The sequence below is a fragment of the Pseudomonas sp. CFBP13528 genome (assembly GCF_005233615.1).
Classification (GTDB): Bacteria; Pseudomonadota; Gammaproteobacteria; order Pseudomonadales; family Pseudomonadaceae; genus Aquipseudomonas; species Aquipseudomonas fluorescens_AM.
The window spans coordinates 437860-460223 of the sequence record NZ_QGAJ01000001.1 but is presented as its reverse complement, the minus strand read 5'-3'; the positions used below and the strand labels follow the sequence as shown (position 1 = coordinate 460223).

Sequence of the window (22364 nt, the reverse complement as noted above, 5' to 3'; positions counted from 1 at the left end):
GTGATGTCCTGTTTTCAAGACCGCTATCGGGGGCAAGCCCCCTCCCACATTTGAACCGTGTTTGCAGATCAAGAGTGGGAGGGGGCTTGCCCCCGATGAGGCCATCAGCCCAAACCGAGAAATTACTGACCCGCCACCTTCTCCGACTTCCCGTCATAACGCTTGCGCCACTCAGCCAGGATGCTGTCGCGATTCTTCGACGCCCACACAAAGTCGTTCCTGATCAACCGTTGCTCATAGTCGGCCGGCAATTCGGTCTGCGGCTTGGCGATCCCCGGTTGGGCGAGCACGGCGAAATTGTCCTTGTACAGCGCCATCGCCGCCGGGCTTGCAGAGAAGTCCGCGAGTTTTTTCGCAGCCTCGGCATGGGTCGTGCCCTTGATCACCGCCGTCGCTTCGATCTCCCAGCCCAGGCCCTCTTTCGGCAGGATGATGTCCAGCGGTGCGCCCTGGCGCTTCAACTGCACGGCCGGGTATTCAAACGAAATCCCGATCGGGAACTCACCGGATGCCGCCAACTTGCACGGCTTGGAGCCCGAGTGAACGTACTGGCCGATGTTCTGGTGCAGGTCGTCCATGTACTGCCAGCCCTGCTTCTCACCGAAGGTCTGCAACCAGGCGCTCACGTCCAGGAAGCCGGTGCCGGAGGAGGCCGGGTTGGGCATCACGATCTTGCCCTTGTACTCAGGCTTGGTCAGGTCCTGCCAGCTCACCGGTTTGCTCAGGCCCTGCTTTTCGGCTTCCACCGTGTTGAAGCAAATGGTCGCAGCCCATACATCCATACCGACCCAGGCCGGCGGGTTGGCGGTGTCGCGGTAGTTTTTGCCGATCTTGTCCAAATCCTTGGGCGCGTAGTTGTCCAGCAGGCCTTGCTGGTCGAGTATCGCCAGGCTGGAGGCGGCCAGGCCCCAGACCACGTCAGCCTGTGGGCGGTCTTTCTCGGCCAGCAGCTTGGCGGTGATGATGCCGGTGGAGTCGCGCACCCACTTGATCTCGACGTCGGGGTTGGCCTGTTCGAAGGCCTTTTTGTAGGTCTTCAACTGTTCGGCTTCGAGCGCCGTGTACACGGTCAGCTCAGTCTTGGCAAAGGCATTCAGGCTCAATGCAGTGAGTACGGCAGCGACCAGCGCCAGGGGTTTGAACATGGAATACCTCCTTTGAAGGATCATTGCCCGGGCGCGGTCTGGCGCCAGGCCTGGGAGCGGCGCAAGGCGCCACGTGAAGCCCACGCCAGCAGCAGCGAGACACCGCCAGAGGTGAACAGAATCAGGGTCGACATGGCCGCCGCGCCGCCCACATTGCCGGCGTCGTCCATGTTCAATACGGCGACGGCGGCGAGGAGGGTGTCGGGGCTGTAGAGAAAGATCGCAGCGGAGACGGTAGTCATTGCCGACACGAACAGGTAACGCAGAATATCCAGCAACGCGGGCAGGCAGATCGGCACCGTCACTTTCAGGTAATGGCGGTAGAGCGGCGCCTTGAGGGACAACGCGGCGGCTTCGAACTCGGCGTCCAGCTGGCGCAGTGCGGTGGTGGCGGTCATTTGTGCAGTGGTCAGGTAGTGAGCAATGGTGCACACCACCAGCAGCGCCATGCTGCCGTAGAACACATGCAGCGGGTTGCCGCCGAGGTTGAAAAAGAACACGTAGCCCAGGCCGAGCACCAGGCCCGGCACGGCCATCGGCACAAAGCTGAGCAGGCGCAGGGCCAGATTCAGGCCCGTTTGGCCCTTGGTCTTTTCCATCAAATAGGCGCCGGTGAAGATCAGCACACTGCCGATCAGCGCCGTGCACAGCGCCATGGTCAGGCTGTTGCGATAGGCCAGCCAACCACCGCCGGCGGTGTCTTCGAACTGATAGTGGTTGAGCGACAGCGACAGGTTATAGGGCCAGAATTTGACCAGCGAGGAATACACCGCCATGCCGAACACCAGCAGCAGCGCCGCGCAGATCAGCAGCACGATTGCCAGGTAGCAGCCATCCCTTGGACGCGACGGCAGCGGTTGAAAGACCTGGGCACGGCCGCTCATGGCATCACCGTGACGGCGGCGCAACCACGCATCCACGCCAAAGCTGAACAGCGCCGGCAACAGCAGCACCATGCCGATCAACGCGCCACGCCCGAATTGTTGCTGACCGACCACGGCCTTGTAGGCTTCCAGCGCCAGCACCTGGTAGTCCCCACCTACCACCACCGGCACGCCGAAGTCGGTGATGGTCAGGGTGAACACCAGGCAGAACGCCGCGAACACCGCCTGGCGCGTGGCCGGCCAGGTGATGCTGCGAAACGCCCGGGCGGGGCTGGCGCCCATGCTGGAGGCGGCGTCGAACAAGCGCGCATCCGCCAGCGACAAGGCGGACAGCAGAATCATCAGGGCGTGTGGGAAGGTGTAAATCACTTCGCCCAGAACAATGCCCCAGAAGCCGTAGATATTGTCCGAGAGCAACCCGCGCAACAGCCCCTGGTTGCCGAACAGATACACCAACGCGATGCCCGGTAACATCGAGGGCGCCATCAATGGCAGCAGCGACACGCCGCGCCAGATGACTTTGCCGGGAATCAAGGTGCGCTGCAGCGCGTAGGCAAACAGATAGGCCAGCGGTACGACGATGGCCGCTACGCTCAAGGAGACTTTCAGGCTATTGCCCAGCAACCAGTGGAAATTGGCGCTGGTCAGCAATGCCCGTGCGGCGATCAGGCCACCGCCCTGCCCGGCTTCACTGCTCAAGCCACGCCAGAAGATCGCCAGCAGCGGCAGCAGCACCGCCACCACCAACAGGCCCAGCCAGAGCCATTTGCCGCCGACCACGAAGAGGCGGTCGCCCCACTCGGCGCGGGCCATCTGACGCGGCAGCGGCACGCTCATGACCGCAGCCATCTCAGGCAAACACCTGCAGGCTGCGCGGCGGCAACGCCACCCAGATATCCTGGCTGCCCAGGCGCGGCATGTCGTGTGGCGCAAGTTCGGCCAGCAATGCGTGGCCCGGTAGCTGCGCCAGTTCGAAGCTCATGCGGCAGCGGTTGCCCAGAAAAGTGATCTCGCGGACCTTGGCCGCAAACAGGTTTTCTTCATGCACCGGCGGATTCACGCTGATGGCTTCCGGTCGGCAGAACAGGCGCCCGGATGTGGCCATGCCGGCGTCGTCGGCCAGACGCATATTCAGCCCACCGACCTGGGCGTGGCTGGCGCTGTTGCGGCTGAACGGCAACCAATTGCCCTGGCCGACAAACTCCGCCACGAACGGCGTGGCCGGGCGGTCGTAGATGTCCTGAGGCGTCGCGTATTGCTCGACCTTGCCGTTGTTCATCACGGCGATACGGTCAGCCATCAGCATGGCTTCGTCCTGATTGTGGGTGACCATCAGCGTGGTGATGCCCAGGCGTCGTTGCAGTTGGCGCAGTTCGGTGCACAGATGCTCGCGAACCTGGGCATCGAGGGCGGACATCGGTTCATCCAGCAGCAATAACGAAGGTGCCGGTGCCAGGGCACGCGCCAGGGCTACTCGCTGCTGTTGCCCGCCGGACAATTGGCCGGGGTATTTCTTTTCGCTGCCGAGCAGGCCGACCAGTTCAAGCATCTGCCCGACACGCTTGCGCACCTCATCGCGACCACTGCCGGTAAGGCCGTAGCCGATGTTCGCTTCTACGGTCAGATTGGGAAACAGCGCGTAGGACTGGAACAAGATGCCGTAGTCCCGCGCCTGGGGCGGCAGCCGGGAAACATCGCGGTCACCCAGGTAAATTTCGCCGCCGTCCTGGCGCTCAAGGCCGGCGATGCAGCGCAGCATGGTGGTCTTGCCGCAGCCGGACGGGCCCAGCAGGCACACCAGCTCGCCGGCGGCGACATCCAGCGACACGTTGTCCAGCGCGGTAAAGGCGCCGAAGCGTTTCTGGATGCCGCGCACCTTCATCGGTGCGCCGGGGTGGGTCAGGGCTGTGTGCATGGTGGCGCCTCATCGATCGGATGAAGGCCATGCTAGGGGCGGAATACTTCGCTGATGTGGCAGAAGGGCAAAAGGGCGTGATAGGGGTATTGGTGGATTTGGGTTGTGCCTGATCTATCGCTATCGGGGGCAAGCCCCCTCCCACATTTTGACCACATTCTCATGTTGGAACTCGGTCAACTGTGGGAGGGGGCTTGCCCCCGATTGGCCCTCAAGCCAGTCACAACACCTGAAATGGCGACATTTCCTGAGCCAGGCCAAGGAAAGCCGCCGGCAGTCGCGCACCTTTGCGCTCCTTGAGGCAGTACAGATACTCCGGAATCTGCGGCGCATTCTCAAGGGTCAGCACCTTCAGCTGTGGATCATGCGGCACTTCCTGTCGCGCAATGATGCTGATGCCGATATTGCGCAGCACCGCCTCGCGGATCGATTCACGACTGCCGATTTCCAGCAGCGGCCCGTAGCTGACGCCAGCCCCCTGGAGCATGTCTTCCGTCAGCCTGCGGGTGGTGGACCCCGCTTCACGCATCAGCAGCGTATGCCCGGCCAGCGCAGTCAACGGCACATGATCAAGCCTGGCCAACGGATGGTTGCGATGCACCGCCAATACCAGAGGATCAGTGCCCAGCACGCGGCGCACCAGACGGGAGTCTTCCAGCAATTGCGACGAGGCGGCAACGTCAACGCGGTAGTCGTCCAGCGCTTCGAGCACCTGCTGGGAGTTGCCGATTTCCACCGACACTTCCACTTGCGGCAGGCGTTCGCGAAAGGCTTTGACCAGATCGAGAATGTAGTACGGCGCCGTCGCAGCAATGCGCAAGGCACCTTGAACCTGGCCGTTGTTACGCAGGAAAAACTCGATATCCGCTTCCTGTTGCAACAGCGCCTTGACCATCGGCAACAGCCGCGCGCCTTCATCGCTCACCGTCAGACGGCGACCGCCACGGTAGAACAGTTCAACGCCGTATTGGCTTTCCAGGTTGCGAATCTGGGTGGTGACCGTGGGCTGGCTCAGGCCGAGTTTTTTCGCCGCCTGGGTGATGCTGCCCAGGCGGGCGACCTTGTAAAACGCCTTCAGCTCAGCACTCAGCACACCGCCCTCTCATCGTCTATTTGCGCAACAGGCGCAGGCCATTGAACACCACCAGCAGGCTGACGCCCATGTCGGCGAACACCGCCATCCACATGGTCGCCATGCCCAGGAACGTGACCGCCAGGAAAATCGCCTTGATCACCAGCGCCAGGGCGATGTTCTGCTTGAGGATACTCGACGTTTGCCTGGAGAGCCGGATGAATGCGGGAATCTTGCGCAGGTCATCGTCCATCAATGCCACGTCGGCGGTCTCGATAGCGGTGTCGGTGCCCGCCGCGGCCATGGCAAAGCCGATTTCGGCACGGGCCAGGGCCGGAGCGTCGTTGATGCCGTCGCCGACCATGCCGACGCGGTAGCCCTGGCCGTAGAGCGTTTCAATCGCCTGCAGTTTATCGGTGGGCAACAAGTCGCCCCGGGCCTGATCGATACCGACCTGAGCCGCAATCGCCTGGGCGGTGTGGGTGTTATCACCGGTCAGCATCAACGTCTTGACGCCCAGGTCGTGCAGTTGCCGGATGGCTTCGCGGCTGCTGTCCTTGACGGTGTCGGCCACCGCGAACAATGCCAGCGGGCCGGACTTGTCGAGCAGCAACACCACGGATTTGCCCTGTTTTTCCAGGGCGAAGAGTTTCTCCTCCAGCGCCGGCGAGCACAGCCCGAGATCTTCCACCAGACGGTGGTTGCCCAGATGGTAGGTTTCGCCGTTTATGTCACCGCGCACACCACGGCCGGGCAATGCCTCGAAGTTATCCACAACGTGGGACGGCAGATTTTTATCCACCGCCGCGTTGGCGATGGCCAGGGACACCGGGTGGTCGGAGCGTCCTGCCAGACTCGCGGCCAGGGCCGGCGCGCTGTCCTGCACGCTGTCGAACAGCGGCACATAGTCGGTTTGCACCGGCTTGCCGTGGGTGAGGGTGCCGGTCTTGTCCAGGGCCAGGTAGTCGAGCTTGTAACCGCCCTCCAGGTACACGCCGCCCTTGATCAGGATGCCTTTGCGCGCCGCCGCCGCAAGGCCGCTGACGATGGTCACCGGGGTGGAAATCACCAGGGCGCACGGGCACGCGACCACCAGCAACACCAGGGCGCGGTAGATCCAGTCGAACCAGACGCCTGCCATGAACAGCGGCGGGATGACGGCCACGCCCAGGGCAAACAGGAACACCGCCGGGGTGTAGATTTTCGAGAAGCTGTCGACAAAACGCTGGGTCGGTGCGCGCGCGCCCTGGGCCTGCTCCACCGCGTGGATGATTCGTGCCAGGGTGGAGTTGTTGGCCGCCGCGGTCACTTTGTACTCCAGGGAACCGGCCTGGTTGATGGTACCGGCGAAGACTTTATCGCCCACGGTCTTTTCAATCGGCAGGCTTTCACCGGTGATCGGAGCCTGGTCGATGGTGGATTGACCAGCGCTCACCTCACCGTCGAGGCCAATGCGCTCGCCAGGCTTAACCCGCACAATGGCGCCAAGATCGATGCTTTTGACGTCCTGTTCCATCCAGGAACCATCAGCCTGCCGCACGGTGGCCTGTTGCGGGGTCATCTGCATCAAGCCGCTGATGGCATTGCGCGCACGGTCCAGGGACTTGGCTTCGATCAACTCGGCCACCGTAAACAGGAACATCACCATCGCCGCTTCCGGCCACTGGCCAATCAGCACCGCACCGGTCACGGCGATACTCATCAGTGCGTTGATGTTCAGGTTGAGGTTTTTCAGGGCAATCCAGCCCTTTTTGTAGGTGGTGAGGCCGCCGCTGAGGATCGATACCAGCGCCACCAGGGCGATCACCCAGGTCGGTGCAATGCCGCTGAAATGCAGGACCTCGGCGCCCAACGCGCCCATGCCCGACACAGCCAGCGGCCACCAGTGTTTCTTGGCAGGCGGGGCGGCGGCAGGCGTGCCTTCTTCAATCGGGTCGGCCTGCATGCCGATGGATTTGATGGCGTCGATGATCGGCGCAGTGCTCGGCAGATCGTGGGTGACGCCGAGGATGCGGTTGATCAGGTTGAATTCCAACTGCTGCACGCCGGCAAGCTTGCCCAGTTTGTTCTGGATCAGCGTCTGTTCGGTAGGGCAGTCCATCGCTTCGATGCGAAAGGTACTCAGGCGCGAGCCGGCGGTGGGGGCGTCGCTCAGTTGCACCCGCGCAGGCGCCGGAGCGCCGGAACAGCAGGCGCCGCCGTGGTCATGCACCGGCTTGAGCGTGTGCTCGCCGTGATCGTGATCGTGGTCGTGCTTGTGCGGGGTGTGGAGGGAATCGCTCATGGTGTCGCGTCCGGAAAGGTGCCTGTTGCCAAGTAAAGACCCTGTAGCCACTATAGGGTCAAGCACCCATTTGGAGATTGCTGCGATGAAGATCGGTGAACTGGCCAAACTGACCGACTGCCCGGTGGAAACCATCCGTTATTACGAGAAGGAAGGCCTGCTGCCACCCCCCGCGCGCACGGACGGCAACTACCGCGTGTACACCCAGGCGCATACCGAGCGGCTGATCTTTATCCGCAACTGCCGCAGCCTGGACATGACACTGGAAGAAATCCGCAGCCTGCTCAGCCTGCGCGACAGCCCTCAGGACCAATGTGAAAGCGTGAATGCGTTGATTGATGAGCACATCCACCATGTGAAAGCGCGGATCGATGGGCTGCTGGCGTTGCAGGAGCAATTGCTGGACTTGCGCCAGCGCTGCGGGGGTGGGGAGCCGTGTGGAATCCTGCAGCAGTTGGAAGTCAGCGGCGCGATTGCCGCCAGCGAGGCCGAGCCCTCGCACGTGGGCAGAAGCCACGGCCATTAGAGTGAACACAAATCAAATGTGGGAGGGGGCTTGCCCCCGATAGCAGTGTGTCAGTCAGAATATTGGGTACTGACACACCGTAATCGGGGGGGCAAGCCCCCTCCCACATTTTTGACCGAGACAGGCTTCAGATCGCGACTTCAGCCTTGATGCTCGGGTCGGCGTCATAGCCGACGATTTCAAAGTCTTCGAACCGGTAGTCGTAAATCGACTCAGGCTTACGCTTGATCACCAGTTCCGGCAGCTTTTTCGGCGTGCGCGCCAGCTGGGTCCGGATCTGTTCCATGTGGTTGCTGTAGGCGTGGGTATCGCCAGTGGTGACGATGATCTCGTGGGGGATCAGGTCGCACTGCTGCGCCAGCATATGGGTGAGCAACGCCAGCGCGGCGGTGTTGTAGGGCAGGCCAAGAAACACATCGGAGCTGCGGATGTACAACTGCATCGACAGATGGCCGTCGTGCACGAACGCCTGGTACAGCAGGTGACACGGTGGCAGCGCTTGCTTGCCGTTGCGCGCGTTTTCCTGGGGGCTCTTGGTTTCGTCCGGCAGGTATTCGACGTTCCAGCCATGGAACAGGATGCGGCGGCTGTTGGGGTTGGTCTTGAGCGTGTGAACCATGTAGTCGATCTGGTTGATCGTGCCGCCGTCCTTGGTGGGCCAGGCGGTCCACTGCTCGCCGTACACCGGGCCCAGGTCGCCGTCTTCGGTGGCCCATTCATCCCAGATGCGCACGCCGTTTTCGTTAAGCCACTTGATATTGGTGTTGCCGCTCAACATCCAGATCAGCTCGTTGGCGATGCTTTTGAAGTGCAGTTTCTTGGTGGTCAGCAGCGGGAAGCCGTCGGCCAGGTTGTGCCGATACTGGCGGGCGAACACGGCCCGGGTGCCGGTGCCGGTACGATCGCCCTTGGTCAGGCCATTGGTCACGACGTCGTGCAGGAGTTCGAGGTATTGCTTCATGTAATTACCCGTATCGTTGAAGCCAGGACCTCCTGGTCCTGGCATTCGAATTTAAAGCGCGGCGTTCTTCAGCGGTTGCGGACGGTTGTACGCCCACCACAACAGGCCCAGGCCCGCCAGGATCATCGGAATACTGAGGACCTGGCCCATGGTCAGCCAGCCCCACGCCAGGTAGCCCAACTGCGCATCCGGGACCCGCACGAACTCGACGATGAAGCGGAAGATCCCGTAGAACAGCGCGAACATCCCGGACACCGCCATGGTTGGGCGAGGTTTACGCGAAAAGAGGTAGAGGATGAGGAACAATGCCACACCTTCCAGGGCGAATTGGTACAGCTGCGACGGATGGCGCGGCAGTTGCGCCGGGTCGCTGAACGGCGGGAACACCATGGCCCACGGCACGTCGGTGGGCTTGCCCCACAGCTCGGCGTTGATGAAGTTACCGATGCGCCCGGCGCCCAGGCCGATAGGGACGAACGGTGCGACGAAGTCCATCAACTGGAAGAACGACTTGCCATTGCGCCGGCCGAACCACCAGGCGGCGATCATCACGCCGACAAAGCCGCCATGGAACGCCATGCCGCCCTTCCACACTTCGAAGATCAGCGTCGGGTTGGCGATATACGCCGACAAATCGTAAAACAGCACATACCCCAGGCGCCCGCCGACGATTACCCCCATCGACATCCAGAACACCATGTCGGAGAGTTTCTCCTTGGTCCAGGTCGGGTCGAAACGGTTCAGGCGCCGGGAAGCCAGCAGCCAGGCACCGCCGATGCCGATCAGGTACATCAACCCGTACCAGTGGATTTTCAGCGGACCGATGGCCAGGGCCACCGGATCGATCTGCGGGTAAGGCAGCATTGCGACTCCTCGTTAAACATTTAGTCATGACGCATCGGACCATGCCGATGCGCGATTAAGCCTGCGTTACAGCTGCGAGATCAAATTAAGAAGTTCACATACACACCCAACGGCCCGGCATGTTAACGGATGGAAGGTGCGCGGCCCAACTTCGTTGCGATGGAACGCTGGCCGTTGTGTGGGTAGAGTGAGAAAAAACACACAAGGGATCGCCCGATGTGCCTGATTGTCTTTGCCTGGCGGCCGGGCCACGCCCAGCCGCTGATCGTTGCGGCCAACCGCGATGAGTTCTACGCCCGGCCCAGCCTGCCGCTGGCGCAATGGCCGGATGAGCCCCGGGTCTACGCCGGCCGCGACCAGGAAGCGGGCGGCACCTGGCTGGGGGTTAACGCCGATGGGCGCTTTGCCGCGCTGACCAATATCCGCGACCCGCACCAGCCACCGTCGCGCAAGTCCCGCGGCGAGCTGGCGGCCCGCTTTCTCAGCGGTTCGCTGCCGATTGACGATTATCTGGCGGATGTTAACGGACGTTCGATCGAATACGCCGGGTTCAACCTGCTTGTGGGCACGCCGGATGAGTTGTGGCATTACAACGCCAACGAGGCCGAGCCGACGCGGTTGAAGGCCGGCGTGTACGGCTTGTCCAATGCCGGGCTGGATACGCCCTGGCCGAAGTTGCTCAAGGCCAGGGCGGCACTCGCAGACATCCTCGACAATCCGCAGCCGCAGGCGTTACTGGAGATTTTGAGCGACCCGCAGACCGCACCGTTCGCCGAGCTGCCGGATACCGGCGTCGGCCTGGCGACGGAAAGCCTGTTGTCGAGTGTGTTTATCGCCAGCCCCAGCTACGGAACACGGGCGAGCACGGCGCTGATTGTGAATGCCGACGGCACGCGGCGGATGGTGGAGCGCAGTTTCGGGCCGCAGGGTGGCCGCTTGGGCGAGGTCGAACTCAATGTCTGAACACACTGAAAATCAAATGTGGGAGGGGACTTGCCCCCGATTGCAGTGTACCAGTACCAGATACTCTGACTGACACACTGCTATCGGGGGCAAGCCCCTTCCCACATTTTGCTTTGCGCCAGGCTTTAGAGGGTTTTCGCAGAAGCCGGATTGATCATCCGCGTCAGCCCCAGATTCTTCAGCGCCAATTGCAGCGAGCTGTGGATAACCTGCGGGTTGTCGATGGTCATCAGCTCGGCCAGCAAATCCTTGGCCATGCTCAATTCAACCTGGCGCAGCATCCACTTCACTTTCGGCAAGTTGGTGGCGTTCATCGACAGGCTGTCAAAGCCCATCGCCATCAACAGCACCGCCGCCGCCGGGTCGCCGGCCATTTCCCCGCAGATACTCACCGGCTTGCCTTCGGCATGGGCGTCGCGCACGACGTGTTGCAGCGCTTGCAGCACGGCCGGGTGCAGGTAGTCGTAAAGATCGGCGACCCGTGGGTTGTTGCGGTCCACGGCCAGCAGGTACTGGGTCAGGTCGTTGGAGCCGACGGACAGGAAGTCCACCTGCCGCGCCAGTTCCTTGGCCTGATACACCGCCGCCGGAATTTCGATCATCACGCCAATCGGCGGCATCGGCACGTCGGCGCCTTCGTCGCGCACTTCACCCCAGGCGCGGTGGATCAGGTGCAGGGCTTCTTCCAGCTCGTGGGTGCCGGAGATCATCGGCAGCAGGATACGCAGGTTGTTCAGGCCTTCGCTGGCCTTGAGCATGGCGCGGGTCTGCACCAGGAAAATTTCAGGATGGTCGAGGGTGACGCGAATACCGCGCCAGCCGAGGAAGGGGTTGTCTTCCTTGATCGGGAAATACGACAGTGACTTGTCGCCGCCGATATCCAGGCTGCGCATGGTCACCGGCAACGGGTGGAAGGCTTGCAGTTGCTCGCGATAAATCGCCAGCTGCTCCTTCTCACTCGGGAAACGCTGGTTGATCATGAACGGCACTTCGGTGCGGTACAGCCCGACCCCTTCCGCGCCGCGCTGTTGCGCACGAGCCACATCGGCCAGCAGGCCGGTATTGACCAGCAGCGGCACGCGGTGGCCGTCGATGGTCACGCACGGCAGTTCGCGCAATGAGTCCAGGCCCAGCGCCAGTTGTTTCTCTTCCTCGACCACTTCGGCGTATTGCTTGCGCAGCAATTCGCTGGGGTTGGTAAAGACTTCGCCGCGATGGCCATCGACGATCATGTCGATACCATCCACTTTGGAATACGGCAGGTCCACCAGGCCCATCACCGTCGGGATGCCCATGGCACGGGCCAGGATAGCCACGTGGGAGTTACCCGAACCCAATACCGAGACCAGGCCCACCAGTTTGCCCTCAGGCACTTCGCCGAGCATGGTGGCGGTCAGTTCTTCGCTGATCAGGATGGTGTTGTCGGGGTAGACCAGGTTGGTGGTGCGGTCTTCCTGCAGGTAGGCGAGCAGACGGCGACCCAGGTCACGCACATCCGAGGCCCGTTCGCGCAGGTAGGCGTCGTCCATCATTTCGAAACGGTTGACGTGATCGGTGACCACCTGGCGCAGTGCGCCCTGGGCCCACTGGCCGGTCTTGATCACGGTCTTGACTTCATTACCCAGGGACGCGTCGTCCAGCATCATCTGGTAGACATCGAACAGCGCACGCTCTTCGGGGCGCAACTGGGTCGCCAGCTTGGTCGACAGGTTGCGCATGTCGGCGCGCACGCCTTCCAGGGCGGTCTTGAACAGTTTGATTTCAGCGTCGATGTCATCGACGGTCTTGTCCGGCACCACGTCGAGGTCGGCCGGTGGCAGCATGACCACGGCGGTACCCACGGCGGCACCCGGCGAACCCGGCACGCCGACGAACTTGGCTTCCTGGATGCCCTTGCCCTGGCGCCCCAGGCCGCGAATCGAGCCGGTGGCTTCGGCGTGGGCGATAACCCCGGCGAGCTGCGCGCTCATGGTCACCAGGAAGGCTTCTTCACCTTCGTCGAACTGACGGCGTTCTTTCTGTTGGATGACCAGCACGCCGACGACACGGCGGTGGTGAATGATCGGTGCGCCGAGGAACGAGGCGTAGCGTTCTTCGCCGGTTTCGGCAAAGTAGCGATAACGCGGGTGATCGGCCGCATTTTCAAGGTTCAGGGGTTCTTCACGCGTCCCTACCAGGCCCACCAGACCTTCATTGGGCGCCATGCTGACTTTGCCGATGGAGCGCTTGTTCAAGCCCTCCGTGGCCATCAGCACAAAACGGTTGGTCTCGGGGTCCAGCAGGTAAACCGAGCAGACCTGGCTGCCCATGGCTTCCTTGACGCGCAACACAATAATCCCCAACGCCGCCTTGAGATCCTTGGCGGAGTTAACTTCCTGGACGATCTTGCGCAGCGTATTGAGCATGGCTCGGGGTCGAACTCCGTCGTCAGTCGCGCGATAAAAGGCGCGGGGCAAGCTCTTTGAGAGCGCGACGATAAACCTCGCGCTTGAATGTCACCACCTGGCCCAGCGGGTACCAATAACTGACCCAGCGCCAGCCATCGAACTCCGGTTTACCGGTCAAATCCATCCGCACCCGCTGCTCATTGGAGATCAGGCGCAGGAGAAACCATTTCTGCTTCTGGCCGATACACAGCGGTTGGCTGTGGGTACGCACCAGGCGTTGCGGCAAACGATAGCGCAACCAGCCACGGGTACAGGCCAGAATTTGCACATCTTCGCGCTCAAGGCCGACTTCTTCGTTCAACTCACGGTACAAGGCGTCTTCAGGGGTTTCGTCGGGGTTGATCCCACCTTGAGGAAACTGCCAGGCATCTTGGTTGATTCGGCGAGCCCATAGCACCTGTCCGGCATCATTCGTGAGAATAATCCCGACATTAGGACGGAAACCATCGGGGTCGATCACGGCAACAACCTCGCAAACGCATATCACCGCATTGTTCCACAAAGCTTCCTCCAGCGGCAACGAGGCTTCTTACCTTATGTGCACTCTTGTGAAAAGACCGTATTCTGGACGCCTTTTTACAGACTTTTCAGCGAGTAACTGCAATGCGCCTGGCTTTATTCGACTTGGACAACACCCTGATCGGCGGTGACAGCGACCACGCCTGGGGCGATTATCTGTGTGAACGCAAGATCCTCGACCCGGTGGCCTACAAGGCCCGCAACGACGCGTTCTACCAGGACTACCTGGCCGGCAAGCTGGACAACGCTGCTTACCTGAACTTCTGCCTGGAAATCCTCGGCCGCACCGAGATGGCTCAGTTGGACGAATGGCACAGCGACTATATGCGCGACTGCATCGAGCCGATCATGTTGCCCAAGGCCATGGAACTGCTGGCCAAACACCGCGCCGCCGGCGACAAGCTGGTGATCATCACCGCCACCAACCGTTTCGTCACCGCGCCGATTGCCGCACGCCTGGGCGTTGACACCCTGATCGCCACCGAATGCGAGATGGAAAATGGCCGCTACACCGGACGCAGCACCGATGTGCCGTGCTTTCGCGAGGGCAAGGTGACGCGTTTGAATCGTTGGCTGGAGGAGACCGGGTATAGCCTGGAGGACAGCTACTTCTATAGCGATTCGATGAATGACCTGCCGCTGCTGGAGCAGGTGACGCACCCGGTGGCGGTGGACCCGGATCCCAATCTTCGCGCTGAGGCTGAACGGCGTGGTTGGCCGGTCATCACGCTGCGCAGCTGATAAAGCTATCGGGGGCAAGCCCTCTCCCACACTTGGAACGCATTTCAAAGGTGGGAGGGGGCTTGCCCCCGATGCAGGCGACGCGGGCTCAAGCCTTAAACCGGCTTGGCCCCCATCAACCCTGCAATCGCCACAAACCCCAGCAGGCTGACCACCGCCAGCACCAGGGTGAAATTCAGGCTACCACCCTCGCCCTTACGCAGCCGATTGAGCCGCGCCACCAGCCAGAACCACGCCAGCGCCGCCACGGTGTAGAGAATGCTGGAGCCCAGAATCCAGGTTTGCCCCAGCGGCCAGCCGGTCAGGTGCACCAGCCACCAACCGGTGAACGGCATGCTGACCAGGCAAATGCCCATCAGCAGCCACACGAACGCCCACGGGCGTTGTACCGTCACCGTCGGGCCGGCGCTGCGCTTGCGCCAGGCCAGTACCGCCAGGCCGATGCCGCTGAGCAGCAGCAACACCGTGGCGGCGATGTGGATAACCTTGAGGGTGGTCAGCGTTTCCATAGTCTCGATTCCTTGAAGGCCGCTCAGTCAGCTTAGTCGCTCAACCGAGGAACAACTGGTAGGCCGGGTTTTCGCTTTCATCCCAGTACGGGTAGCCGATTTGCGCCAGGGCCGCCGGCACCAGGTGGCGCTCGGCCGCCGGCACTTGCAGCCCGGCGACCACACGGCCATCGGCCGCGCCGTGGTTGCGATAGTGGAACATCGAGATGTTCCAGCGCCCGCCCAGTTTGTTAAGAAAGTTGAACAACGCCCCCGGCCGTTCCGGGAACTCAAAGCGAAACACCAGCTCGTCGCTGACCTTGGCTGCATGCCCGCCCACCATATGGCGAATGTGTAACTTGGCCAATTCGTTTTCGGTCAGGTCCAGCACCGGGAAACCCTGGTCGGTGAGGCTTGCGATCAACGCCCTGCGCGGATCGTTTTCCGGGTGGGTCTGCACGCCGACGAAGATGTGCGCCTCGCTGCCGGTGTGATAGCGGTAGTTGAACTCGGTAATCTGGCGCTTGCCCACCGCCTCGCAGAACGCCTTGAAGCTGCCCGGCTTCTCGGGAATGGTCACGGCGATGATGGCTTCGCGGCCTTCACCCAGCTCGGCACGTTCGGCCACATGGCGCAGGCGGTCGAAGTTGACGTTGGCGCCCGAATCGATGGCGACGAAGGTCTGGCCGCTGACGCCCCGGGTCTCGACGTACTTCTTGATCCCGGCCACGCCCAATGCACCTGCCGGTTCGGTGATGGAGCGGGTGTCGTCGTAGATGTCCTTGATCGCTGCACAGATTTCATCGGTGCTGACGGTAATCACTTCATCCACATAGTCTTTGCAGATGTCGAAGGTGTGCTGGCCGATCTGCGCCACCGCCACGCCATCGGCGAAAATGCCGACGGTCGGCAACACCACGCGCTCACCGGCTGCCATCGCCGCTTGCAGGCAGTTGGAGTCGTCCGGCTCGACGCCGATGATCCTGATCTCCGGGCGCAGGTATTTCACGTACGCCGCAATACCGGCGATCAGCCCGCCGCCGCCCACCGGCACGAAGATCGCATCCAGCGGCCCGGGGTGCTGGCGCAGGATTTCCATCGCCACGGTGCCCTGCCCGGCAATGGTGTGCGGATCATCGTAGGGGTGAATGTAGACGTAGCCTTTTTCATCGACCAGCTTGAGCGAGTAGGCCAGCGCTTCCGGGAAGGAGTCACCGTGCAATACCACTTTGCCGCCACGGGAGCGCACGCCTTCGACCTTGATTTCCGGCGTGGTCTTGGGCATCACGATAGTCGCCTTGACCCCCAGCACCTTGGCCGCCAGGGCCAGGCCCTGGGCATGGTTACCCGCCGAGGCGGTGACCACGCCACGCGCACGCTCCTCGGCACTGAGCTGGGTCAGTTTGTTGTAGGCGCCGCGAATCTTGAACGAGAACACCGGCTGCAAGTCTTCACGCTTGAGCCAGATCTGATTGCCCAGCCGCTCGGAAAGCTGGCGGGCAGTCTGCAAGGGTGTTTCTACGGCAACGTCGTAAACGCGCGAGGTGAGGATCTTTTTGACGTAGTGTTCAAGCATCGGCAGGCATCTACTTCGGGGGTTGGGCAGGACCACGGAGTCTAACCCGGGTTTTGGCCGGGAGACCACACGAATCCCAAGGTTTGTTGGGGTATACTCGCCGCCCTCGATAACTCCCCGCCCGCTCCGGAGCCCGCATGACCCAGGATCAACTCAAACAGGCAGTGGCCCAGGCCGCCGTCGATTTAATCCTTCCCAAACTCGACGACAAGAGCGTCGTCGGTGTCGGCACCGGCTCCACTGCCAACTGCTTTATCGATGCGCTGGCCCAGCACAAAGGCGCGTTCGATGGCGCAGTGGCCAGCTCCGAAGCGACCGCCGCACGCCTCAAAGGCCATGGCATTCCGGTGTACGAGCTCAACACCGTAAGCGACCTAGAGTTCTACATCGACGGCGCGGACGAAAGCGATGAACACCTGAACCTGATCAAGGGCGGCGGCGCAGCCCTGACCCGCGAGAAGATCGTCGCGGCGGTGGCCAAGACCTTCATTTGCATCGCCGACGCCAGCAAGCTGGTGCCGGTACTCGGTGCTTTCCCGCTGCCGGTGGAAGTCATCCCGATGGCCCGCAGCCACGTGGCCCGCGAGCTGGTGAAACTGGGCGGCGACCCGGTGTACCGCGAAGGCGTGTTGACCGATAACGGCAACATCATCCTCGATGTGTTCAACATGCAGATCACCCACCCGGTTGAACTGGAAACCCGGATCAACGCCATTGTCGGCGTGGTCACCAACGGCCTGTTCGCCGCACGCCCGGCGGACGTGCTGCTGTTGGGCACCCCGGAAGGCGTAAAAACCCTCAAAGCCTAAAACACCACAACTCCAATGTGGCAGTTCTAATGTGGGAGGGGGCTTGCCCCCGATAGCGGTATATCAGTACCCGATAGGCTGACTGACACACTGCAATCGGGAGCAAGCCCCCTCCCACATTTGATATGTGCTCCACTCTGGATTTATGTAACACAAACGCTACTTTTCGCAGCACTCCTCTCCAAAACCGTGCGCTCTGTCACGGCCCGCCTGGTATCCAATCCGTTACAAATTACAACCAGGCGACCCACGCGTTTACCAATGCGCCAATTCGCAGCCGCCCACGGAATGAGGCGCGCATTGTGCAAAGCGTCTGGGCTTGAACCTCCCATCATCTCAAGGAAGACCCTGTGATAAAGCCCCTAGCCCTCGCTGTCAGCGTTGCCGGCGCCCTGCTGTCGACACACTTGCAGGCCTATGACTACGGCCAGCACGCCAACACCACCCTGGAAAAGCTGATCAACGACTACCCCGGCCGTTATCGCGGCACCGCCAATTTCGCCGGCGCCGCCGATTGGATGCAGAGCCAGATGGGCACGGCCTACAACCTCAGTCGGCAAAACTTCACCTGGAACAACGGCAGTCGCGCCTCGCAAAATGTCGTGGCCTACGCCGCCGGCACCAAGGCGCAGTACGTAGTGATTGGCGCGCACTTCGACACCTACTTCGGCCGCCCCACCCTGCAAGGCCTGGATGACAACGGCTCCGGCGCCAGCGTGCTGACCGAGGTGGCGAAGAACCTGGGCGGGCTGCAACTGGAAAATGGTTTGCAGGTGGTCGGCTTCGGCGCGGAAGAAGAAGGCCTGCGCGGCTCCAGGGCCTTCGTCGATGCCCTGAGCGCAAGCCAGCGCGCCAATATGCTCGCGATGATCAACCTCGACAGCCTGATCACCGGCGACATGATGTACGCCCACGCCGGTCAGAACAGTACGGCCAACCCGGGCCTGGCGGCGTTGCGCGAACACACCTTCCAGATCGCCAGGGAATTGAATATCCCCTTGTTCACCAACCCCGGCCTGGACCCGCAATACCCCAAGGGCACCGGCTGCTGCAGCGATGGCGAACCGTTCGAACCGCTGAATATCCCGATCCTGTATATCGAGGCCACCAACTGGGAGCTGGGCGACCTGGACGGCTACACCCAGACCGACAACCCGAAAATCCCCGGCGGCTCGACCTGGCACGACCCGAGCGAAGACAACAAAGCCGTGCTCACCGACGCCTTCGGCCAGGCGCGCATCGACCAGCGCCTGCGCGACTATTCGCGCCTGCTCAGCCGCCTGGTGCTGGAGCTGACCAACGCCGATTTGATGGCCTCGACCGCCTCGGGCGGCGCCGTCGCCCGCAATATGCAGGACAACCTGCAGCGCCAGCATCAGGCGCTGGTGCGCCTGCATGATCGCCGCTGGCTGACCCTGCAGGCCGCCAGTCGCGAGGTCGGCAGCTTTGATGGCGAGGTCGGCGTGGACGGGGAATACAACCCGGACAATGGCTTCGACACCCCGCTCAACCCTGAGGCCCGCCGCCTGGGTGTGCACGCGTTGGGCGACTATCAACTCAGTTCAAGCCTGAACATCGGCGCCAGCCTGAGCTACCTCAACGGGCGCGACAAACTGGAGCATCGCGGCAAACTGGACAGCGACACCTGGCAAGCATCGGTCTACGCCCTGCTCAACGACGGCGGGCCGAGCTGGCTGGCCGGTGACCTGAGCGTCGGCCATACGCGCTTTGATTCCAAGCGCAACCTGCTGATTCAGGCCAATGGCGGGCCGATCCTGCTCAACCAGCAACTGACCGGCAACACCGACGCTCTGTCCCTGGGCGCACGGGTGCTGGGCGGCTATGACTTCGATTTCGGCGCAATCAAAAGCGGCCCTTTTGCCGGGCTCGATTACAGCCATTACCGCATCGATCAGTTCCACGAGAAGCAGAACCTGCGCACGTCCCTTGAGTACGAAGAACAGACATTCGACTCCCTGGAAGCCAGCCTGGGTTGGCGCGTGCGCGGAGCCGTCGCCCTGCCTTACAGCATGAGCCTGATGCCTTACGGCAATCTCGCGTGGGTCAAGGAACTGGCCGACGGGCGTCTCGACGAGCTGCAACTGACCGCCCGCGCCGATGGCCAGGCGCGCACGGCCAAACTGGGCTCAGTCGACAAAAGCTTCGGTCGCGCGCAGATCGGCAGCCAATTGGCGATTACCCCACAACTGGGGGTGTACGCCGAAGTGAACGGTCGGCTTGGCCATGCCGAGGGCAGCCAGACCGGCTACTCCCTGGGCGTACAGTGGATGTTCTGATCAGGGCTTTTTGAACACGTAAAACAGATTCGGCTCACTGACCAGATACAGCGTGCCCTCGTCGTCCATGGCGACCCCTTCGGCCTGAGGCACACGTTTTTTCAGGCCATGGCGCCCGTTGAGCAGCGACAGACTGCTCAGCGGGCGACCGTCGATGTCCAGCTCCAGCACCAGAAACGACTCATCCGACAGCGCCAGCAAATGGCCGCTGCGCTCGTCGTATTGCAGGCTGGACAGGTCGCGCACAAACAACCCGGCATCGCGCTTGGGGTTGTTGATCACGTGCACCGAGTAGGTTTTTTCCGCCTTGACGTGGGGAAAACCGTGGACCTCATAAATCACCATCGGGTCGCGCTCCTTGGCGACGAACAGGCGCTTGCCCACCGAGTCATAGGCCAGGCCCTCAAATCCCTTGTTGCTGCCAATGTGCACGCCCAGGGTCATTTGCTCCGCATCGGCGGCATCGAGAAACTGGGTGTCGTCATCCACATGCACTTTGATCAGCCGCTGCTGACGCTCGTCGCTGATCACATAGATGTTATCACTGATGAACTCCACCGCCTCGGCATCGCCAAACCCCACCAGGGGAATACGCCGCAGGATCTTGCCCTGCAGGGACAGCTCGACCAGCTCGGCGTTTTTATTGGTGACGGTAAACAGGCTTTTGCGCACCGGGTCGTAGGTGAGAGCCGACACATCGTCGTCGAGTCCTTCGATCACCTGGCCCTCCAGGGACACGCGGTAATCGGCCAGGCCTATGCTGCGTTCACCGGCTGGCTGATGCCACACTTGCCAGTTGAACCAGGCACGTTCGAACAGACGGAACTGCTGCGCAACGACCCCGGCGGCAACCAGGGCAATCAGAATCAAGATGACTAAAGCGGGTTTGGGGCGGGCAAGTCGACGCATCGGGGCGGGCTCGGTGAAAAAACTGGCGAATAGATATCAAGGTCGCCTGAATTTAAACTTAAACGCACCGGACTGCGCGGTAAATGCCGCTCATGGAGAATTCCCTGACGTAAACGTGCGTTATTTCTGTTTCTCAAAACGATAAAACAGATTCGGCTCGCTGACGATATACAGCGTACCGCTCTCGTCCATGGTCACGCCTTCGGCACGCGGGATGGTGTCCTTCAGACCATTGAAGCCACCCAGCAAGGTCATGAAGCTGACTTGCTCACCCTTCTCGTCCAGCTCCAGCAACAGGTGGGAGTCGGCCGACAGTACCAGCAGATGCCCGGTACGCGGGTCCACGGCCAGCGCCGAGAGGTTGCGCATATCAAGCTCGGTGCTGGCCAGTTTTTGCTTGTCGCCAACCAGGGTCTGGCTGCCGTTGCTTTTCCAGGTGAACAGCGCCGGTGGGCGCTCTTCGCCCAACACGAGCTGCTGGTTGCGCTTGTCCCAGGTAATGGCTTCAAAGGCTTTGTTCTGGTCCGCGGACGGGCCAAGGTCATAATTGGGGAAATCGGCCTTGTTCAACGCCGTGGTGCCCGCGTCGACCTTGATGAGGGTCAGGCTGTGCTGGCGCTCATCGACCACGGCCATCAGGCCATTCTCCATCACCGTCACGCCTTCCGGGTTGTTCCAGCCATTGAGCGGCATCTTGCGCAGCACATCGCCTTGCAGGCTCAACTCCACCAGGAACGGGTTCTTGCCCATCACGGAAAACAGGGTTTTGGTCTGGGGGTTGTAGGACAGGTCCGAAGCCTCATCCTTCTCCATACCCGGCAGCAGCTTGGCGTCTATGACCACGTGATAGTCCGGCAGCCACACACTTTCCCGGCGTTCGGCCGGGCTTTCAAAAACCTCCAGCACCCACAGCACGCCACGATCGTCCCAGTGCATGGCCCAGGCGATGCCATACAGGATCGCACCGGCCAGAAACACCCAGGAATACCAGCGCATGGTCAGGCGCGAGCGAAGCGTAGGTTTGGAGGTGGGCAGAGGCACGGCCATGGGGCGCTTTTTCCGGAAAGTCGGCTGTAGGGGATAGCACAGGATCCAGAGGCCTGCGCGAGAAGTTCGGGATTATCCGGGTGGCGTGTGAAAAAAATGCAAAAGCGATAGTAGTGAACACACACAAAACCAATGTGGGAGGGGGCTTGCCCCCGATAGCGGAGTGTCAGGCACAGGTTAGCTGGCTGACACACTGCAATCGGGGGCAAGCCCCCTCCCACATTTTTTACAGCATGTGTGCGGATAGTCAGCGCACCACGCTTTCGAAGCGGTTGACGCCCGACAATTCCAGCACCAGCTTGTCACCCACATTCAACGGCCCGACGCCCGCCGGTGTGCCGGTCAGGATCACATCACCGGCCTGCAGCGAGAAGCAGCCGGCCATGTGCTGGATCATCGGTACGATCGGGTTGAGCATCTGCGCACTGTTGCCGTTCTGACGCACTTCGCCATTGATGGTCAGGCGAATGCCGATATCGGTGACGTCGGCGAACGTGCTCCCGACCACGAAAGGCGCGATCACCGCAGCGCCGTCGAACGACTTGGCGATCTCCCATGGCAGGCCCTTGGCCTTGAGCTCAGCCTGTTTGTCGCGCAGGGTCAGGTCCAGGGCCGGGGCGAAGCCGGAGATGGCGTCCAGCACTTCTTCGCGGCTTGGCTTGTTCGACAACGGCTTGCCGATCAGCACGGCGATCTCCGCTTCGTAATGCACCGAACCGCGCTCGGTGGGAATGGCGAAACCGCCTTCCAGCGGCACCACGCAACTGCCCGGCTTGATGAACAGCAACGGCTCGGTGGGTACCGGGTTGTCCAGTTCCTTGGCGTGTTCGGCATAGTTACGCCCGATACACACCACTTTACCCACAGGGAAGTGGATGTTGGTGCCGTCGATATACTTGTGCTGGTAGCTCATGAAA

Annotated in this window: 19 protein-coding genes; 5 read left to right on the top strand and 14 right to left on the bottom strand. The window is 61.7% G+C overall.

Annotated elements, in window-relative coordinates; genetic code table 11:
* Positions 1-122: 122 nt before the first annotated feature.
* The 5 genes from PspCFBP13528_RS02170 to PspCFBP13528_RS02150 form a co-directional block, all read right to left on the bottom strand.
* On the bottom strand, positions 123-1145 hold the full coding sequence (locus PspCFBP13528_RS02170; protein WP_065949615.1) for a putative 2-aminoethylphosphonate ABC transporter substrate-binding protein: 1023 nt from the start codon (positions 1143-1145) through the stop codon (positions 123-125).
* Positions 1146-1165: 20 nt separating this feature from the next.
* Positions 1166-2878 (bottom strand): putative 2-aminoethylphosphonate ABC transporter permease subunit, encoded by a 1713-nt coding sequence (locus tag PspCFBP13528_RS02165; RefSeq protein WP_065949616.1) that lies wholly within the window; start codon positions 2876-2878, stop codon positions 1166-1168.
* A 1-nt stretch (position 2879) separates the two neighbouring features.
* On the bottom strand, positions 2880-3944 hold the full coding sequence (locus tag PspCFBP13528_RS02160; protein ID WP_137199555.1) for a putative 2-aminoethylphosphonate ABC transporter ATP-binding protein: 1065 nt from the start codon (positions 3942-3944) through the stop codon (positions 2880-2882).
* Between the two features lie 220 nt (positions 3945-4164).
* Positions 4165-5037, bottom strand: a complete 873-nt coding sequence (locus tag PspCFBP13528_RS02155) for a LysR family transcriptional regulator (RefSeq protein WP_137199554.1) — start codon at positions 5035-5037, stop codon at positions 4165-4167.
* A gap of 16 nt (positions 5038-5053) precedes the next feature.
* Positions 5054-7300, bottom strand: coding sequence for a heavy metal translocating P-type ATPase (locus PspCFBP13528_RS02150; protein WP_137199553.1), 2247 nt, complete (start codon positions 7298-7300; stop codon positions 5054-5056).
* 85 nt (positions 7301-7385) lie between these two features.
* Between PspCFBP13528_RS02150 and cadR the strand changes: the two genes are divergently transcribed.
* Positions 7386-7826, top strand: a complete 441-nt coding sequence (gene cadR / locus PspCFBP13528_RS02145) for a Cd(II)/Pb(II)-responsive transcriptional regulator (protein ID WP_065949620.1) — start codon at positions 7386-7388, stop codon at positions 7824-7826.
* 127 nt (positions 7827-7953) lie between these two features.
* Here the strand turns inward: cadR and PspCFBP13528_RS02140 are convergent, their stop codons facing one another.
* On the bottom strand, positions 7954-8787 hold the full coding sequence (locus PspCFBP13528_RS02140) for a thymidylate synthase (protein WP_065949621.1): 834 nt from the start codon (positions 8785-8787) through the stop codon (positions 7954-7956).
* 51 nt (positions 8788-8838) lie between these two features.
* The gene (gene lgt / locus PspCFBP13528_RS02135; RefSeq protein ID WP_057723439.1) at positions 8839-9651 is read right to left on the bottom strand and encodes a prolipoprotein diacylglyceryl transferase; all 813 of its coding nucleotides are present in this window, start codon (positions 9649-9651) and stop codon (positions 8839-8841) included.
* Between the two features lie 216 nt (positions 9652-9867).
* Between lgt and PspCFBP13528_RS02130 the strand changes: the two genes are divergently transcribed.
* Positions 9868-10614, top strand: coding sequence for an NRDE family protein (locus tag PspCFBP13528_RS02130; protein ID WP_137199552.1), 747 nt, complete (start codon positions 9868-9870; stop codon positions 10612-10614).
* A gap of 125 nt (positions 10615-10739) precedes the next feature.
* Here the strand turns inward: PspCFBP13528_RS02130 and ptsP are convergent, their stop codons facing one another.
* Positions 10740-13019: a phosphoenolpyruvate--protein phosphotransferase gene (ptsP, locus tag PspCFBP13528_RS02125; protein ID WP_065887067.1), complete on the bottom strand. Its 2280-nt coding sequence runs from the start codon at positions 13017-13019 to the stop codon at positions 10740-10742.
* A 22-nt stretch (positions 13020-13041) separates the two neighbouring features.
* Positions 13042-13521: an RNA pyrophosphohydrolase gene (locus PspCFBP13528_RS02120; protein ID WP_053128161.1), complete on the bottom strand. Its 480-nt coding sequence runs from the start codon at positions 13519-13521 to the stop codon at positions 13042-13044.
* Positions 13522-13664: 143 nt separating this feature from the next.
* Between PspCFBP13528_RS02120 and PspCFBP13528_RS02115 the strand changes: the two genes are divergently transcribed.
* Positions 13665-14321, top strand: coding sequence for an HAD family hydrolase (locus PspCFBP13528_RS02115; protein WP_137199551.1), 657 nt, complete (start codon positions 13665-13667; stop codon positions 14319-14321).
* Between the two features lie 95 nt (positions 14322-14416).
* On the opposite strand, the gene PspCFBP13528_RS02110 is transcribed toward PspCFBP13528_RS02115, so the two are convergent.
* A complete protein-coding gene (locus tag PspCFBP13528_RS02110; RefSeq protein ID WP_065949624.1) occupies positions 14417-14830 on the bottom strand; it encodes a DUF2269 family protein in 414 nt (137 codons plus the stop codon).
* 40 nt (positions 14831-14870) lie between these two features.
* The gene (gene ilvA / locus PspCFBP13528_RS02105; RefSeq protein WP_065949625.1) at positions 14871-16385 is read right to left on the bottom strand and encodes a threonine ammonia-lyase, biosynthetic; all 1515 of its coding nucleotides are present in this window, start codon (positions 16383-16385) and stop codon (positions 14871-14873) included.
* A 137-nt stretch (positions 16386-16522) separates the two neighbouring features.
* Here ilvA and rpiA point away from each other — a divergent pair, with 137 nt between their 5' ends.
* Both rpiA and PspCFBP13528_RS02095 read left to right on the top strand, forming a co-directional pair.
* Positions 16523-17194: a ribose-5-phosphate isomerase RpiA gene (gene rpiA, locus PspCFBP13528_RS02100; protein WP_065949626.1), complete on the top strand. Its 672-nt coding sequence runs from the start codon at positions 16523-16525 to the stop codon at positions 17192-17194.
* Between the two features lie 350 nt (positions 17195-17544).
* Entirely contained in the window at positions 17545-19491 is a 1947-nt protein-coding gene (locus PspCFBP13528_RS02095) for an autotransporter domain-containing protein (protein ID WP_137199550.1), read from the top strand.
* Here the strand turns inward: PspCFBP13528_RS02095 and PspCFBP13528_RS02090 are convergent, their stop codons facing one another.
* The 3 genes from PspCFBP13528_RS02090 to PspCFBP13528_RS02080 form a co-directional block, all read right to left on the bottom strand.
* Positions 19492-20400, bottom strand: a complete 909-nt coding sequence (locus PspCFBP13528_RS02090) for an SdiA-regulated domain-containing protein (protein WP_065949628.1) — start codon at positions 20398-20400, stop codon at positions 19492-19494. It abuts the gene before it with no gap.
* A gap of 120 nt (positions 20401-20520) precedes the next feature.
* On the bottom strand, positions 20521-21447 hold the full coding sequence (locus tag PspCFBP13528_RS02085) for an SdiA-regulated domain-containing protein (protein WP_137199549.1): 927 nt from the start codon (positions 21445-21447) through the stop codon (positions 20521-20523).
* A gap of 247 nt (positions 21448-21694) precedes the next feature.
* Positions 21695-22360 (bottom strand): fumarylacetoacetate hydrolase family protein, encoded by a 666-nt coding sequence (locus PspCFBP13528_RS02080; RefSeq protein WP_057723429.1) that lies wholly within the window; start codon positions 22358-22360, stop codon positions 21695-21697.
* Between the last annotated feature and the right edge of the window lie 4 nt (positions 22361-22364).

What these genes read in the sequence shown, in the direction of transcription:
- ptsP (WP_065887067.1), bottom strand. Translation starts at nt 13,019, where the DNA reads ATGCTCAATACGCTGCGCAAGATCGTCCAGGAAGTTAACTCCGCCAAG.
- cadR (WP_065949620.1), top strand. Translation starts at nt 7,386, where the DNA reads ATGAAGATCGGTGAACTGGCCAAACTGACCGACTGCCCGGTGGAAACC.
- PspCFBP13528_RS02080 (WP_057723429.1), bottom strand. Translation starts at nt 22,360, where the DNA reads ATGAGCTACCAGCACAAGTATATCGACGGCACCAACATCCACTTCCCT.
- PspCFBP13528_RS02150 (WP_137199553.1), bottom strand. Translation starts at nt 7,300, where the DNA reads ATGAGCGATTCCCTCCACACCCCGCACAAGCACGACCACGATCACGAT.
- PspCFBP13528_RS02090 (WP_065949628.1), bottom strand. Translation starts at nt 20,400, where the DNA reads ATGCGTCGACTTGCCCGCCCCAAACCCGCTTTAGTCATCTTGATTCTG.
- PspCFBP13528_RS02110 (WP_065949624.1), bottom strand. Translation starts at nt 14,830, where the DNA reads ATGGAAACGCTGACCACCCTCAAGGTTATCCACATCGCCGCCACGGTG.
- rpiA (WP_065949626.1), top strand. Translation starts at nt 16,523, where the DNA reads ATGACCCAGGATCAACTCAAACAGGCAGTGGCCCAGGCCGCCGTCGAT.
- PspCFBP13528_RS02130 (WP_137199552.1), top strand. Translation starts at nt 9,868, where the DNA reads ATGTGCCTGATTGTCTTTGCCTGGCGGCCGGGCCACGCCCAGCCGCTG.
- ilvA (WP_065949625.1), bottom strand. Translation starts at nt 16,385, where the DNA reads ATGCTTGAACACTACGTCAAAAAGATCCTCACCTCGCGCGTTTACGAC.
- PspCFBP13528_RS02170 (WP_065949615.1), bottom strand. Translation starts at nt 1,145, where the DNA reads ATGTTCAAACCCCTGGCGCTGGTCGCTGCCGTACTCACTGCATTGAGC.
- PspCFBP13528_RS02165 (WP_065949616.1), bottom strand. Translation starts at nt 2,878, where the DNA reads ATGGCTGCGGTCATGAGCGTGCCGCTGCCGCGTCAGATGGCCCGCGCC.
- PspCFBP13528_RS02085 (WP_137199549.1), bottom strand. Translation starts at nt 21,447, where the DNA reads ATGGCCGTGCCTCTGCCCACCTCCAAACCTACGCTTCGCTCGCGCCTG.
- PspCFBP13528_RS02160 (WP_137199555.1), bottom strand. Translation starts at nt 3,944, where the DNA reads ATGCACACAGCCCTGACCCACCCCGGCGCACCGATGAAGGTGCGCGGC.
- PspCFBP13528_RS02140 (WP_065949621.1), bottom strand. Translation starts at nt 8,787, where the DNA reads ATGAAGCAATACCTCGAACTCCTGCACGACGTCGTGACCAATGGCCTG.
- lgt (WP_057723439.1), bottom strand. Translation starts at nt 9,651, where the DNA reads ATGCTGCCTTACCCGCAGATCGATCCGGTGGCCCTGGCCATCGGTCCG.
- PspCFBP13528_RS02115 (WP_137199551.1), top strand. Translation starts at nt 13,665, where the DNA reads ATGCGCCTGGCTTTATTCGACTTGGACAACACCCTGATCGGCGGTGAC.